This window comes from Murimonas intestini, from assembly GCF_024622195.1.
Taxonomy (GTDB): Bacteria; Bacillota; Clostridia; order Lachnospirales; family Lachnospiraceae; genus Murimonas; species Murimonas intestini.
The window spans coordinates 162,319-178,096 of the sequence record NZ_JANKBI010000004.1 but is presented as its reverse complement, the minus strand read 5'-3'; the positions used below and the strand labels follow the sequence as shown (position 1 = coordinate 178,096).

The following is a 15,778-nucleotide window of genomic DNA, read 5'->3' as shown; positions in this document are numbered from 1 at the left end:
AAACAGATGGACATTGGGGTTTTATCAGATATTCATGGAAATTATATTGCATTGCAGTCATGCCTCAGCTTTCTTTTAAGACAGAATATCAGGACTTTTATTTTCCTGGGAGATTACGCCGGGGAACTGGCATACCCGGAAAAAACAATGCAGATACTGTATGATATGGATAAGCAGTATGAATGTTATTTTGTCAGGGGGAATAAAGAAGATTATTGGCTGAATTACCGTTTGGCGGGGGAAAAGGGCTGGAAAGAGGGAGATTCAACAACAGGCTCCCTGCTGTATACATACAGGCATCTGACTGGCAGGGATTTAAGTTTTTTTGAAGCGCTTCAGCACGCAGGGAGGGTCACAGTTAAGGGAAAGCTGGATATTACTATCTGCCATGGCTCACCCAATAAAGTGAATGAAAAGCTGCTGCCTGACAGCCAAAGGACATATGAGATAATGGACATGGCTGATACTTCCGTTATTTTGTGCGGACATACGCATATACAGGACAGAATCGAATATGGCGGCAAGCTTGTGCTCAATCCGGGGTCAGTGGGGGTCCCTTTGTCCAGCAGAGGAAAATCACAGTTTCTTATACTCCATGACACAGCTGAGGGCTGGTCGGAAGAATTCTGCAGCCTGGAATATGATGTGGAGAAGGTTATAAGAGAGCTGTATGAATCAGGTCTTGATAAGATGGCGCCTTCCTGGTGCCGCATAACTGAGAATATGCTGCGCAAAGGAAATATCTCACACGGGGAGGTATTAAACAGGGCAATGGAGCTCTGCAGGACAGAGACAGGGCAATGCAGCTGGCCGGATATCCCGGAAATATTCTGGGAGAAGGCTATGGGAGAGAATAAGGAGGGTGGACGATGAAGCATATAGGAACGCAGAGGATTGAAACAGAAAGTATTGTACTGCGCAGGTTCAGAGAAGATGACGCAGAGGCAATGTATAAGAACTGGGCTTCAGACCCGGAGGTAGTAAAATTTTTGACCTGGCCTGTTCATGACAGTGCAGAGACATCGGGAAACATAATAAAAAGCTGGATAGCAGGATATGACAATATGGAGCAATACCAGTGGGCTGTCATTCTAAAAGAAAATGGGGATGAACCCATCGGAAGTATCGGCGCAGTCAGGCTGGATGATGATACAAGGATGGCACATATCGGCTACTGCATCGGCCGCAGGTGGTGGAACCAGGGGGTAATGTCCCGGGCTTTGCAGGCTGTGATAGATTATATGTTCAGCCAGGGAGATTTTAACCGCATCGAGAGCAGGCATGACCCGAGGAATCCTAATTCTGGAAAGGTAATGAAGCACTGCAGGATGCAGTATGAAGGGACAATGCGCCAGGCGGATGTGAATAATCAGGGGATTGCAGACTGCAGTTTCTATGCTGTATTGAGAACAGACTGGGAGGATGACAGGGAACTCGTATAATGGGGTAAAAGGAGCAGGAGGGATACAAATTGGAAATAAGGGAATATCAGCCGGAGGACTGCAAAGTGTTTGCAGAGCTGTTTTATAACACAGTGCATTCTGTGAATGCACGGCATTATACACAGCAGCAGCTGGAGGCGTGGGCGGATGGAAAGCCGGATATAGATGCATGGGATGAGTCATTCAGACGGCATTATACGCTGACGGCCCTCATTGACGGAAAGATAGCCGGATTCGGGGATGTGGATGATACAGGATATCTGGACAGGCTGTACGTGCACAGAGATTATCAGGGGAGAGGTGTAGCTTCTGCCCTCTGCAGCATGCTGGAGAGCAGGTATCCTGATAATGATATCACTGCGCATGCATCAATCACGGCAAGACCCTTCTTTGAAAAAAGGGGATATCGTATGGTGAGGGAGCAGCAGGTGGAGAGAAAGGGGACCATGCTTACTAATTTTGTCATGGTAAAGCCGGCACTGTCCGGAATTACAGAAGTAATAATCAGAAGCAATATAGATTCATATATGAAGGAATTGAAGAATTGGCTGAGTGATACTCAAGATGTGAAGCTGGAGGAAATGTCTGATTTCTTCAAGGCAAGGCTGGGGGAATATGAAGAACACATGGCAGTCTGGAAGAAAGCATATGAGTACATGGGCCAGATCGTTCCGGGAAGCTGCAGAAACATACTGGATCTGGGCTGCGGGACAGGGCTGGAGATCGATGAGATAAGAAAAGCCGGAAATAAAGGAAAGATCACAGGAATCGATATGTCAGAAGATATGCTGGGCTTGCTGCAGCAGAAACATAAAGATGTACATACCATATGCGCAGATTACTTTCAATATGACCTGGGTTCAGATATCTATGATGCGGCTGTGTCATTTGAATCCCTGCACCATTTTAAACCGGAGAAAAAGGAAGAGCTGTTTAAAAAGATATATAGATCCTTGAGGCAGGGAGGAATCTATATAGAAGCTGACTATATCGCCTGCTGCGAAGAAGAGGAAGAACTTCTTATGGAGGTATGTGATTCTAAGCGGAAGAAAGAGCAGATACCTGATAACGTATTCGTACATTTTGATATACCCCTTACCGCAGGGCATGAGATGGAGCTGCTCAGAAATGCAGGGTTTGAGGATGTACATTTGGTATGCAGTATTGAAGGCGCGGCATTTATAACAGGGATAAAGAGGTAGACGGACATGTATAAGAAAATATTAGAATATGCCAGAAGATTTCCTGAACTATATGAACCATCCTCAGCCCCCTTCTGGGATGATGTACATATTTCAGAAAGTATGCTGGATGCGCATCTGGACCCTGATTTTGACGGTGCCTCCAGAAATATGGCATTTATGAAAGCTTCTGTTGAGTGGATATGCAGTATCTGCAGCCCAGTCCGTGGGAAGAAGCTGCTGGATCTGGGCTGCGGCCCCGGGATATATGATAAAATGTTCTGTGAGGCGGGCTTTGAAGTGACAGGGATCGATATTTCAAGACGTTCCATCCAGTATGCCGCCGGACAGGCAAAGCAGGATGGTATGGATATAGAATATATCTGTAAAAATTATCTGGAGATGGATTACCAGGGGATATATGATGTGGCCACGCTCATATACTGTGATTTTGGAGTGCTGTCTCCCAAAGATAGAAGGTCTTTGCTTATTAAGATAAAGCGTGCACTGAAGCCGGGCGGCATATTAATATTGGATGGCTTTACACAAGAGCAGCTGAAGGGATATAAGGAAGGCAGTACTGTGGAGTATTTAGACGGCGGGTTCTGGAAAGATGCGCCATATATATGTATACAGAGAAACCGCCTGTATCCTGACACCCGGAATTATCTGGAGCAGTATATCATTATTTCAGAGGACGACTGCCAGTGTTATAACAACTGGAACCAGATATTCAGCAGAGAATCATTTGATATGGAGCTGAGGCAGGCCGGTTTTGAAGATATGGAATATTTTGGGGATGTGGCAGGGGAAAAGTGTCTGGAAGGCTCAGAGACAATATGCGCTGTGGCAAGATTGCAGAGGCATTTCTGAATTAAGGTTGAGGCGGCAAACCGTGGTGGTTTACCGCCCCTAAGCTTTGTGGAAAATATATGTTAATCCGGAGAGGGAACTGGCTCTAACCTAAGATGCTCCTTCTGTACCCGATATATGTGGCTGCGAAATAGAGCAGATAGATTATGAAGAATAATCCCAGTCCCGTAGCCATGGAAGACCAGAAGATAGAAGGCGTGATTATCTCCAGCAGGATATTCTTTATACAGCCTGAGATAAACAGGGAGAGCGGAACGGGCAGGAGCAGCGGGATACCGAAGTAGAGCAGAAGCTGTTTTAATATTATCTTTCCTATTTTGCCGTCCGTGACACCCAGCTTAGACAGGATATTGTAGCGGAAACGGTATTTGGAAGCTTCGCTCAGCTGCTGCACAGCCAGTATAGCTGCAGCGGTACATATAAATATAAGTCCTGTATAGTATAAGCCGAAGGCAAAGATGATTATGCTGGCACGGCTGTCATCTATTACCCTGCTCTTAACATTCCAGCCAACGTATGATACGGTGTCTGAATCATCATCCTGTTCATAAGTGCTGCACAGATAGGTAAAATCTTCCTCGCCTGTCTGCCGGGTGGAGGTCATTACAAAGGAGGTCTGGACAGTAGAGAGTTCTTCAGCCTGTTCATCCGGCAGGACCAGGATATAGCCTACACCGATGACGCCGCTCTGGGAGAGGGGTTCGTCAAAGGCAGCCTGGAGAGAAAGGGTAACTCCATTTAAAGAGAGGGGCAGTTCCTCCATACGTTTGGCTGTGTCCTTGTATTGTGAACTTCCATGAATAATATAATGGCCGTCCTGGAGTTTAACAGGTTCATAACCCAGCATTTGCCGGAGGGCTGCATAATCACTGAAGGAAATTGCATAATCTCTTTCAATGTAGTTGGGGATGCCAAACCTGTCGTAGACAGAACTCTGCCTGCAGTCATAGATAGTTACCATCCGTTCTTCTTTTATGGCGCCTGTATTCCTGAAATGCTCTGCTGCCGGCGCCAGCAGGGTAGGATCCGGGGCTGTTACCTGGATATCAAAGGCACAGCGGTTCAGGCTCTGCAGTTCAAAAAACTTATTAAAGAGCATGGCATTCTGTGTGCATGCCAGAGTCAGGGTCAGCAGCATAGCCAGTGTGCCTATTGTGAAACTCATTGTCCTGAGTTTTGCAGACAGGTTTCTGTAGATAAACATATTATCTTTTTGGAACTTCTTCTCATTTTTTCCCAGAAATATCTTGACCAGGAAGCCGGCAAGGGTAATATAAGAGCCATAGAGCCCTCCTATGAGCAGCGCCAGCCCCAGAAACAGGATTTCGCCGGAGAACAGGGCAATATTGTGGAATATAGTATACAGCAGCCCGCAGCCGGTTCCCAGAAGCAGGAAGGAGACCACAAACAGTATCCAGTGGCTTTTTTTACTTGACAGCACAGCGTTCTCATTGCGTTTTTCCGCGTAGAGCAGATCACATATTTTAATTTTCTTAAGCTTTCTGCCCGTGCGGAGCATGGAAAAAGCATAGATTATGAATACATACAGCAGAGTCAGCAGCACTGCAGGCAGTGAAAAGCTGGCGTGTACAGTGTATGCCACCTCGAACAGGTTCATGATGATAAGGGTGAGCACCTGATAGATCATAGAACCGGCCAGAAAACCAGCCAGTGCAGCTGCGGCTCCCATGATCACATTCTCTATCATAAACATCCTGGCAATTTTCTTGTTGGTAATACCCAGCAGCATGTAGGTGCCCAGTTCCCTGCTTCGTTTTTCCAGCATAAAGCGGTTCATATAGTGGACAAGCCAGGCAATAACGAAGATTACAATTAATGAAATCATGACGATAACAATAGAGAGGCTGCTCAGCGTCTGGTTCAGGCCTTGGATATCATCAGAAAAAACTACCATATTAAACGCATACATAAGGGAAAATGCAATTGTAACTGTTATCATATAGACACTGTAATCCTTCATGGAGCGTTTTACATTTCTAAGAGCTAATTTACTTAGCATCAGATACGTCACCTCCAAGCAGTGTCACTACGTCCATGATCTCATTAAAAAATCTGCGCCGTGGTTTATTTCCCTTTACAAGTTCATTGAATATTTTTCCGTCCCTGAGAAAGAGTATCCTGCTGCAGTAGCTGGCAGAAAAGATATCGTGAGTGACCATAAGTATGGTTGCATTCATCTCACGGTTCATCTGGGTGAAGCAGTCCAGGAGCATTCCGGCCGATCTGGAATCCAGGGCGCCTGTAGGCTCATCAGCCAGAATAAGGCTGGGCTGTGCGATGAGAGCACGGGCACAGGCACAGCGCTGCCGCTGTCCCCCGGAGACTTCATAGGGAAATTTGGGGAGAATATCCTGGATTCCCAGTTTTTTCGCCACATCCATTACCTGCCCGGCTATTTTTTTGGGGGAAGTCCCCTGGATGACGGGGGCGAGAGCTATATTTTCTTCTATAGTGAGTGTGTCCAGAAGATTAAAATCCTGGAATACAAAGCCCAGATTCTTTTGACGGAATTCTGCCAGGTCCTTCTCCTTCAGAGTGGTGATATCCGCATCTTTTAAGCAGATGTGTCCGGCTGTCGCCGTATCTATTGTGGAGATGCAGTTCAGCAGAGTGGTCTTGCCGCTTCCAGAGGCCCCCATGATCCCAAGGAATTCACCCTCTTCTACTGAAAATGAAATATTGTCCAGCGCTTTTGTCACATATGTTTTAGAACCATAATATTTTTCAAGTCCTTCAATTCTTAGAATAGTACCCATTTTAAACTCCTTTTTGTAATTGCTCTTATGTTTTCCTGTTGTCAATATAATAACAGGTGTAAGGAGATTTGGGTACTTACAAAGTTGTAAGGGCGTACCTGAAGCTTATTTAACGGCACCTGAGATTACACCCTTTATAATCTGTTTCTGGAGAATCACATACAGAACCAGGATAGGGATGACGCACAGCAGCAGTCCTGCCATGATGGTACCGTAATCTGCTGAATAAGTCCCGTAGAAGCTGTAGGTTGAGAGCGGCAGAGTCAGCAGTTTTTTATCTGAGAGGACCAGTGAGGGCAGCAGGTAATCATTCCAAAAGGCAAGTGCGTTTAATATGACCAGAGTGGAAATAATTGGCTTAAGCAGAGGGAATACTACCCTGAAAAATGTCTGTGTGCTGCTGCACCCGTCCAGGCAGGCAGCTTCCTCCAGAGCTATGGGAATGCTGCCCCTGATAAAGCCATGAAACATAAATACAGACATACTCATGGAAAAGCCTGTATGTAAGACTATTAAAGTTATTCTGTGATTTAAGATATTCAGCCATCCTCCGTAGATACTTACAAGAGGTATCATGATAGCCTGGAATGGGATTATCATGGAAGCTACCATCAGTGAAAATGTCAGGGTGGAAATTTTGTTGCGGTGGCGCACGATATAGTAGGCCGTCATGGATGCCAGGATGGTGACTAAGATAGTAGCTCCCCCTGTTACAAGAAGGGAATTCTTAAATGCATTCAGGAAATCCATCTGTACAAAAGCGCTTACAAAGTTGTCGAAGGAAAGCCCCTTTACTGTAAACAGCCAGGAAAACGGGTCCTTGATAATATCACGTTTTACTTTCAGGGAGTTAATGAGCACCATGATAAACGGGAACATGAAAGCCAGGAATACGAGGATCAGGACGGCCATAGTGACTATTCTGGTAAATTGTTTTCTGGTACCGCCGATGGCGTTATGTGTCTTTTTACTCATTACGCTTCTACCTCCTTGCGTTTTGTGAGATATACCTGCAGTCCGCTGACACAGGCTACAATAATGAAAAGAATAAGGGCTTCGGCCTGTCCGACCCCGTACAGCCTGGATGTGAATGCTTTTTCATACACATGCATCGCAGCCATTTCAGTAGTTCCGTAGGGAGCGCCGGCAGTCAGCGACAGGTTTACATCGTAGACCATAAATGCCCGTGACAAGGTCAGAAACAGGCATATGGTAATAGACGGCATCATCATAGGGATAATGATGTTTTTCAGTTTCTGGAATCCTGTGGCGCCGTCAATGTCTGCAGCCTCAAGCACATCCTCATTCATGCCTGTAAAACCTGCCACATAGATGAGTATCATATAACCAGTCAGCTGCCATACTGAGACGAGGACAAGCGCCAGGAATGCCTTGTTGGGATCGGACAGCCAGGATACCTTAAATAACCCGAAACCAGTAAAATCTCCTATGCTTACAAATACTCTGGAGAAGACAAACTGCCATATATATCCAAGGACAATACCTCCGATCAGATTCGGCGTAAAGAAGCCTGCGCGGAAGAAGTTTTGTCCCCTGATCCCCCGTGTCAGCAGATATGCCAGAAGGAAAGCTATCACATTGACCAGGATTACTACCAGTATCACATATTTAAATGTGAGCAGCAGAGACTGCCAGAAAGCGCTGTCAGAAAATACTCCGGCAAAATTACTCAGCCCTGTAAAATCCTTTGAAGCTGACACGCCGTTCCAGTTTGTAAAGGTAAGGTAAATACCGTAGACAAAAGGCACTATGACAACTGCGGCAAAGAAAAATATGCCAGGCAGTCCAAAGATACAAAAGTCTTTAAATTTTTTCTTAGATCTCATATCGTTTCCTCTTTTCTTACATGAATAAGTTACAGTTAATTTTTCTGTTCTGCCCAATACTGCAGGATGGAGGAGGCGAGTTCCTCTCTGCTGCTGCGTCCTGCCAGATACATCTGCATAGCGTCGCCTAATACCTTCCAGTGGTCACTTGGAACTATAGCTGCCGCGTTAAATGTGAGGCCCTCATGGATCTTATTGTAGATATCTCTGCTTAAGGGATCTGCAGGTTCGTTTGGATTATTCCTGCAGGCCGGAATGATATCACAGCTGTCCACCAGCATCTGCTGCCCGACATTGCTGTATACGATCCAGTTCAGAAATTCTCTGGCGGCAGCCTGCTGATCCTCTGTTGCATATTGTTTGTCTATCATGACCTGTTTGGAAGGTGAGGCCTGGATCTTTGTATTTGTATAGTCATTTTCATCACTGCCCATAAAATATGGAAGGAATCCATATTCATCTTCGGCATCTGCTCCGGCTTCCTTCAGGTTCGGCCATGCCCAGTTTCCGTTGAACCAGAAAGCGGTCTTTCCGTCGGCCAGATCAATTGCCATTTCGTCATAGTCAGCGCCCAGCGGGTCCAGCCTGGCCACGTTATATTCTTTTAAAGTATCAAAGAGATCTAAGAGCTGGTCAAAACGATCGTAATCTGACAGGCTAATGCTGCCGTCAGATAACATGGATGTAACCTGCGCAGCTCCATCTGAAGTACCGTCATATGTCTCGTAGAGGTATTGAAGCTGGTGCCCTGCAAGTGACCAGTTTTCCATAGACAGTGACACGGGGGTTTCCATGCCGGCAGCCGTCAGGCGCTCCAACAGTGCTCTGAAATCGTCCAGTGAATGGAGACTGTCTGGATCAAAAGTTTCACCAAGTGTATCCTCGATTGCCTTTTTATTGTAAATGATTCCGCGGCCTTCAATGCAGAGCGGAAAACTGTATACCTTGCTGTCAAAATCCATCACGTACTCACTGCATTCTTTGACCCATTCCTCATTCGTAAGTTCCAGCGCTTTTTCAGAAGACAGAGCTTCAATGTCTGTCAGGTCAAGGATTGCCAGTGTAGGCGGAGTGCCTGAGTTGTACATATTTATGACTTTGGTATAGGGCGTATCGTCCCCGCATGGAATCACTTCCAGGCTGACCCCGGAGAGTTCTCCGAAGACTCTGCCCATCTCCTCAAGGGCGACCTGTATTTCAGCTTTGGAATTAAGCATGGTGATTTTAGTGCCCCTCAGAGAATCATCGTAGATAAAATCATCCTTAGAAGTATCAATGACTGCTTTCCCTTCCTCATTGCCTGGTACATCAGGATCACTTGCAAACCCAAATCTCAGGCCGCAGCCAGAAAACAGGCCTGCAGTGACAGCCAGGGACAGAAGCAGCGGCAATCCCTTTTTAACACATCTGTAATTGCTCATTTTATTACCCTCCCTTATAAAAAATACAATTGTCTGAGCATATTGCCGGTTATTTTGTTCTTTGAGTAACCGGTAAAGTAACCGGTTACTTTAACTTATTTTATCATAGCACCTTGTATAAACCCAGTCAATATATAAATATTATTTTGTGAGATATAGATGGAAAATAAACCACTGAATTGTATAGTTTTCACAAAAGTAACCGGTAACTATATGGCGAATACAATTTATTATTGCTAAAAGTAACCGGTTTTGTTATACTGGCATAATAAATCAAGATTCCGAGCGGTAAAAGGAGGAGTTTTATGAATAAAAAGAATGTGACATTCAGCGATATAGCCGCCTACACTAATTTTTCTAAAACAACCATATCCAGATACTTTAATAATCCGGACAGCCTTACAGAAGAAAATCAGAAAATTATTGCAGATGCCCTTACTGCGCTGGATTACAAGGAGAATAAAGTGGCCAGGATCCTGGCAAACGGAAAGACAGAGTTTATAGGGATCATTATACCCAGCCTGTTTTTCAGATTTTTCTCAGAAATGCTGGACAAGATCCTGGGTACATATGAGACATACGGTTATAAGTTTCTGGTCTTTCTGGGGGATGAGAAGAAGGAAGCTGAGGAGAAATATCTTCAGGAACTGCTGGCATATAAGATAGAGGGACTTATCATTATGAGCCATACGATCTCTTCCGGGGAGCTGGCCTCATATCATGTGCCCGTGGTGGCCATAGAGAGAGAGGCGGAGCATATTTTCAGCGTAGAGACTGATAATTATAAAGGCGCGTTTGAAGCTGCCCAGATTTTGTCAGAGGACGGCTGCCAGGCTCTGTTTCACATAAATTCCTTCCCGGATGAACAGGAGCCGGATTATAAACGTATCACGGGTTTCTGTGACTGTGCGCAGAAAAGCGGCCTTCCGTACAGGGTTTTAAGGGAGAATTTTGGATTTGAGTATGAGGACACCCACAGCAAACTGAAAAGAATGTTTGAGGAGATTGAAAAGGAATATCCTGACAAAAGGAAGGGAGTATTCATATCAAATGACACACATGCAAATATATTTATGAATATAGTTCTGCGTTACGGGAGAAGGGTGCCGGAAGATTATGAGATTATCGGTTTTGATGATTCTCCGGCTTCCAGAGAGGCGATCATACCATTCACAACAGTGGGACAGGATACTAAGAGGCTGGCTGAAGCAGCCATGGAACTTCTGGTCAGGCAGATAGAGGCAAGAAAAAAACGTCATGCAGATCAGGAGCTGCAGCCTGAGCACAGGGTCGTAGAGCCTGCTGTCATACGCAGGGAGAGCACATTAAATTTAGTTCAGCATAAGACACAGGAGGAAAAATGAATATGCACAGAGATGATTTTCTGCATTTGAGGGCGCCGGGAAACTGGATCAATGACCCGAACGGATTTATATATTACAAGGGGGAGTACCACCTCTACTATCAATATTTCCCATATGCCCCCCAGTGGGGGACTATGCACTGGGGACATGCCGTCAGCCGGGATCTTGTCAGCTGGGAGCACAGGGGACTTGCTTTATTTCCCAGTAAACCATATGACAGGAACGGATGTTTTTCAGGCAGCGCACAGGCAGAAGAGGAAGGGATCAGCTTCTATTACACAGGTGTCAGGTACAACAGATACGATGAAGAAAATATCCATCTGTCCGTAAATGATGATTTTGATTCCTCACAGGTGATGATCACCTCACAGGATGGATACCATTTTGACAATTTCCATGATAAGAAGATGATCATTCCACCTGTTGCTGACCCTTCCATTGGAAGTGTCACCCATACAAGAGATCCAAAGGTGTGGAAGGAAGGGGATACATACTATATGGTCCTGGGCAGCCAGGCTGAGAATGAGGATGGGGACATGCAGGGAAAGCTGCTTTTCTACAGAAGCATGGATGGTCGGGCATGGGAATATGCGGCGTCCTATACAGATAACACAGGCGGTTATATGTGGGAGTGTCCCGATCTCTTTTGCTGCGGAGGCAGATATGTGCTTTGCATGTCTCCCATGGGGTATCTGAAGGACGGATATGAATATGAAAATATCTCAGTCTGCCTGCCTGTCTCCTTTGAGGCCTCAGAATGTACCCTGAGGGCTGAAGGAGCAGCAGAGCTGATGGATTACGGCATGGACCTTTATGCCCCTCAGAGCACGCTGGATGCCTCCGGAAGGAGGACCATCATCGGATGGATGCGCATGCCTGTACCTGTGCAGGAGGAGAACGGGCAGGAATGGATCGGAATGATGAGCCTGCCGCGCCTTGTGGAATACAGGGACGGCCATATCTGTTTCCGCCCCCATCCAGATGCGGCGGCAGTATTTAAGAAGGAAACAGACGTGAGGGAAATAGACTATGGGAAGCCGTTTAAAATAAATACGTCACTTGCTGAGGGTGACAGCCTGGCAATCGGCGGTTTTTGCCTATGGCAGGAGGACGGGAGGCTCATGGCTGACAGAAGCAGAGTATTTGGGGACGTGAGGGGATACCGTACAAGGTTTTCCACACCGCCCCTTGGGGGACGGTGTGAACTGGAGATCTATGTGGATAGAAATATAATAGAAGTATTTGTAAATGACGGGGAATATGTCCTGAGCAATATTGTCTACGGGCTGAGCGGGCCAACCAGGTTTTCTTATTCCCGCCTCTCCGGGTGCGGAAGCGCGCCCACAGGGAAGCCTATGGTAATTTTTGTACCCTGATTTAACACTGAGTCTGCGGATATGGTAAGTCCCAGTTTCAGACAGAGCTTTTTGCACAGATACAGGCCCATACCCGTGGATTTCCTGTTATTCCGGCAGCTCCCGGTAAAGCCTTTCTCAAAAATCCGGGGAAGATCTTCAGGAGAGATACCCTGCCCATTATCCTCCACGGTGAGATATACCCCGGAGCCGGCACTTGTGGAATATATATGGATACTGGGGTTATGGGGGCTGCGGTACTTGATGGAGTTGGTGAGGATCTGACTTAGTATATAAGTGAGCCATTTCTCATCAGTACATACCGGAGTGTCATTTTCATCAATGGAGAGGGATATCTTCTCCTCCAGAAGGACGGTCCTGTTCTGCATCAGAGCAGGGGCGAGAGCATCAGAAAGGGAAAATTCTTTTATAAAATAGTCCTTTTCTACATTCTCGCTCCGGGCATAGTAGAGGGCCTGCTCCACCAGATAGTTTATCTGCGCCAGCTCCCTGCTGATCCTGGTATTTTCCGGGCCGGGATGGTTTTTGCAGATCAGGTCAACAGCAGTGATGGGCGTCTTTATCTCATGGATCCATTCTTCAATATATTCTTTATAATCACGCTGGGCATTTCTTATCTTATTTACATTCTCAAGCATAGATTTATTTGCTGTCCTGAGCGTCAGCTGGTACAGCTTTTCCAGGCCGTTTTCTGGTTTTCCAAGCATCTCGCAGATAAGATACTTCTGGTCCAGCATATCCAGCTGGTTATTAAGAAGCTGTGCCTTATTCCTCAGTGTGAAAAAGCCCTTCATGATCACGGCGGCCAGTATAAAGAACCATACAGCCAGAATGGGTATTGCTGCCGGGAGGCTGTTTCCCAGGAGCCGCAGGTAAATGGTGAGGGCGGCTGCACAAAACAGATTCAGTATTATCATCAACAATTTTTCATAGATATAATTTCCAAAAGACAAATTTACACCTCCGTCAGTCATTCTTATTGATATCTGCGTCAGCAGACATGTCCGTTTACTTATGGTCTGGTCAGCTTTCTACCATCAGCCCCTGCTTCGGAACAGTAATGATCAGATCCTGCAGCCCGATTTCTTTCAGTCTCCGGCGCAGGCGTGAAAGATTCACATTCAGGATGTTCTCGTCCACATAAAATTTATTTTCCCACAGATATTCAATCAGAGAATCTTTAGAAACAATATGTCCTTTATTCAGAAAAAGATAATAGAGTATCTTTACTTCATTTTTTGACAGCTCCAGTGTCGCACCGTGGGCAGAAATCTGCCCCATAAGGACATTTAGGGATGCGCAGCCTGCAAAGACAGATTCGGCAGGGGCCTGGCTCTTCCGCGCCAGTATTCTGTTGACACGCGCCATGAGGACGGGAATGCTGTAAGGCTTTCTGATAAAATCATCACCGCCCATCAGGATCCCGGAGAGCTCATCCGTCTCATCAGCCCGGCCGGTGACAAAGATGATGGGAAGGGTAGAGATACTGCGTATTTCCCTGCATAGCTTCAGTCCGTCACATTCCTGCAGATTGATGTCCAACAGCAGCAGTTCTATGGGGTTTTCCTCCATGAGCTTCCTGACCTGATCAAAAAGTTCTTCCTGGGTGCAGTTAAAATCAGCAGGACCGGCTGATGGATGCCCGTTCAGGCTCAGGCAGCGGGAGAGCTCCTCCCGGATGTTGGGGTTATCTTCAACAATAAGTATCATCTTGCATTTATTCCTTTCTGACAGCTGAAAAAACAGGGTGATTTCACAGATATCATTATTATACGGCATAAAGGGTAAATGAGAAAGAAGATTTATAGTTACTGTTAACTCCGGGACCAGTAACACGCTCCGCGATGCACAGAAACGATTTACATTCTTTTGAAATAGGATACAGTATGTGTTATGTTGCTATTATGGACAGAGACGTATATAATATCTGTATGTGCGGCTTTGACATATATTGAAGCTCGTATAAAAGCTCATAAAAAAGCAAAATAGAGACAGAAGGACAGGGTAAGTGATGAAGATAAAGAAAGAACCGGAGACAAGAGAGACAGAAAAGATAGAAAATACAATAGAAACAGAAAAAATAAAAGAAACAAAAGAAATAGAAGAAACAGAAAATATTAACGAAACAGAAAGTATCGAGGAAGCAGAAAGTATCAAGGAAGCAGAAAATACAAAAGCGTCTAAGCCAGGGATATGGAAACTGCTTGGGAAAGGGTTCATTCTGGCAGCTGTTGTACTGTTACTGATGTCATGTCTTCCTGAGGACCCGGATGACCATGATGACAGAAGCGTATATGCGGCGAGGGAAGATAAAGACCTGACGAAAAAAGCAGAGGATACAGATGGCCAGGAGCCAGGGGCAGAGCAGGAGACAGAGTCAGAACAGGAGTCAGATTCAGGGCAGAGATCAGAGTCAGGACAGGGGACGGATTCAGAGCGGAAATCAAAGTCAGAGAAGGAAGCAGGGGCAGAGCAGAAATCAAAGTCAGGGAAGGACATAGGGGCGGAGCAGAAATCAGAATCAGGGCAGGAGGCAGAGCCAGAGCAGAAATTAAAGTCTGAGCGAGAGGCAGAGCCAGTGTCAGGTCAGGAAACCGGGCCGGGACAGGGGGCAGAGTCGGAGCCGGAAACAGCATCAGGCCCCAAAAAGAGATCCGGGGAAGAGACCCTGACTGCGGCCTCGAAGAAAGCTCTTATTCTGAAAAATAAGGATCAATACCCGGAAGATATCCTGAAGCTTCTTGAAATCAACAGCATGGAGGCGATTGATTTTGTATTGGATTACCCGGAAAAGAAGGGCCAGGTATATGCAGATGATATCGAAGATGATTACGAGGAAGGGAAGATCCCTCTGCTCATCCAGTGGGATGAGCGCTGGGGATATGGGAGTTACGGGAATAATGTAGTTGCCGTAAGCGGATGCGGGCCTACATGTATGGCCATGGTGATCGCGGGGCTGACAGGGAATACTGATGTTACTCCATACACTATGGCCAAGTACAGTGATGAGAATGGATATGTCACCCAGGAGGGGAACACTATGTGGACCTTTATCAGGGAAGGCGGCCTGGATTACGGCGTGGCAGGCACAGATATTGCTTTGGATGAGGAGATAGTTAAGGAAGCGCTCCAGGCAGGAAAACCTGTCATATGCAGCATGAGGCCGGGAGATTTCACGACTTCCGGGCATTTTATCGTATTGACAGGTTATGAGGATGGAATGATCAGCGTCAATGACCCCGCCAGCAGGATAAGGAGCAGCCAGCTCTGGACCTTTGAGCGGCTGGCCCCCCAGATCAAGAATCTGTGGATGTGTGAATATATCGGAGGGGAAAATACAGATGACGTGACATATGAGGATGATTATGAATATTCAGAGTATGAAGAATATAACGAATATGAAGAGTATGCCGGGGATGAAGAGTATTATGATTATTAAGTGACAGCAGTCCGATGGAGAGGGTTACAGGTCAGACGACCCGTCTGACCTGTAACAA

The 15,778-nt window shown here is 46.0% G+C and carries 14 protein-coding genes; 7 read left to right on the top strand and 7 right to left on the bottom strand.

The features are described from left to right. Positions 1-6: 6 nt before the first annotated feature. Genes NSB28_RS08655 through NSB28_RS08635 form a run of 4 tightly spaced genes read left to right on the top strand, consistent with a single transcriptional unit; the run spans position 7 to position 3,496 of the window. The gene (locus tag NSB28_RS08655) at positions 7-873 is read left to right on the top strand and encodes a metallophosphoesterase family protein (RefSeq protein WP_109626519.1); all 867 of its coding nucleotides are present in this window, start codon (positions 7-9) and stop codon (positions 871-873) included. Then, a complete protein-coding gene (locus NSB28_RS08650) occupies positions 870-1,442 on the top strand; it encodes a GNAT family N-acetyltransferase (protein WP_109626518.1) in 573 nt (190 codons plus the stop codon). The genes NSB28_RS08655 and NSB28_RS08650 overlap by 4 nt, the downstream gene beginning before the upstream one ends. Positions 1,443-1,471: 29 nt before the next feature. Beyond that, positions 1,472-2,644 (top strand): bifunctional GNAT family N-acetyltransferase/class I SAM-dependent methyltransferase, encoded by a 1,173-nt coding sequence (locus NSB28_RS24685; RefSeq protein WP_306812158.1) that lies wholly within the window; start codon positions 1,472-1,474, stop codon positions 2,642-2,644. 6 nt (positions 2,645-2,650) lie between these two features. Beyond that, a complete protein-coding gene (locus NSB28_RS08635) occupies positions 2,651-3,496 on the top strand; it encodes a class I SAM-dependent methyltransferase (protein WP_109626517.1) in 846 nt (281 codons plus the stop codon). Between the two features lie 85 nt (positions 3,497-3,581). Here the strand turns inward: NSB28_RS08635 and NSB28_RS08630 are convergent, their stop codons facing one another. The 5 genes from NSB28_RS08630 to NSB28_RS08610 all read right to left on the bottom strand — a co-directional run bounded on the left by NSB28_RS08630 (position 3,582) and on the right by NSB28_RS08610 (position 9,541). Next, positions 3,582-5,516 (bottom strand): FtsX-like permease family protein, encoded by a 1,935-nt coding sequence (locus NSB28_RS08630; RefSeq protein WP_109626516.1) that lies wholly within the window; start codon positions 5,514-5,516, stop codon positions 3,582-3,584. Further along, positions 5,506-6,273: an ABC transporter ATP-binding protein gene (locus NSB28_RS08625; protein ID WP_109626515.1), complete on the bottom strand. Its 768-nt coding sequence runs from the start codon at positions 6,271-6,273 to the stop codon at positions 5,506-5,508. Before NSB28_RS08625 ends, NSB28_RS08630 begins: the two co-directional genes overlap by 11 nt. 105 nt (positions 6,274-6,378) lie before the next feature. Continuing rightward, entirely contained in the window at positions 6,379-7,185 is an 807-nt protein-coding gene (locus NSB28_RS08620) for a carbohydrate ABC transporter permease (protein WP_392391508.1), read from the bottom strand. Positions 7,186-7,247: 62 nt separating this feature from the next. Further along, positions 7,248-8,120 (bottom strand): carbohydrate ABC transporter permease, encoded by an 873-nt coding sequence (locus NSB28_RS08615; RefSeq protein ID WP_109626513.1) that lies wholly within the window; start codon positions 8,118-8,120, stop codon positions 7,248-7,250. A gap of 35 nt (positions 8,121-8,155) precedes the next feature. Next, positions 8,156-9,541: an ABC transporter substrate-binding protein gene (locus NSB28_RS08610; RefSeq protein WP_109626512.1), complete on the bottom strand. Its 1,386-nt coding sequence runs from the start codon at positions 9,539-9,541 to the stop codon at positions 8,156-8,158. 305 nt (positions 9,542-9,846) lie between these two features. Here NSB28_RS08610 and NSB28_RS08605 point away from each other — a divergent pair, with 305 nt between their 5' ends. Together NSB28_RS08605 and NSB28_RS08600 are read left to right on the top strand one after the other, a co-directional pair. Then, complete coding sequence (locus NSB28_RS08605; protein ID WP_109626511.1) at positions 9,847-10,905, top strand: LacI family DNA-binding transcriptional regulator; 1,059 nt, start codon at positions 9,847-9,849, stop codon at positions 10,903-10,905. Beyond that, positions 10,902-12,281: a glycoside hydrolase family 32 protein gene (locus NSB28_RS08600; RefSeq protein WP_306812157.1), complete on the top strand. Its 1,380-nt coding sequence runs from the start codon at positions 10,902-10,904 to the stop codon at positions 12,279-12,281. Before NSB28_RS08605 ends, NSB28_RS08600 begins: the two co-directional genes overlap by 4 nt. Here NSB28_RS08600 and NSB28_RS08595 read toward each other — a convergent pair. Next, on the bottom strand, positions 12,215-13,234 hold the full coding sequence (locus NSB28_RS08595; protein ID WP_257497647.1) for a sensor histidine kinase: 1,020 nt from the start codon (positions 13,232-13,234) through the stop codon (positions 12,215-12,217). The two genes, NSB28_RS08600 and NSB28_RS08595, sit on opposite strands and share 67 nt — an antisense overlap. A gap of 70 nt (positions 13,235-13,304) precedes the next feature. Continuing rightward, entirely contained in the window at positions 13,305-13,991 is a 687-nt protein-coding gene (locus tag NSB28_RS08590) for a response regulator transcription factor (protein ID WP_257497648.1), read from the bottom strand. Between the two features lie 301 nt (positions 13,992-14,292). On the opposite strand from NSB28_RS08590, the gene NSB28_RS08585 reads away from it, so the two are divergent. Beyond that, complete coding sequence (locus tag NSB28_RS08585; RefSeq protein WP_257497649.1) at positions 14,293-15,720, top strand: C39 family peptidase; 1,428 nt, start codon at positions 14,293-14,295, stop codon at positions 15,718-15,720. The last annotated feature ends 58 nt before the right edge of the window (positions 15,721-15,778 follow it).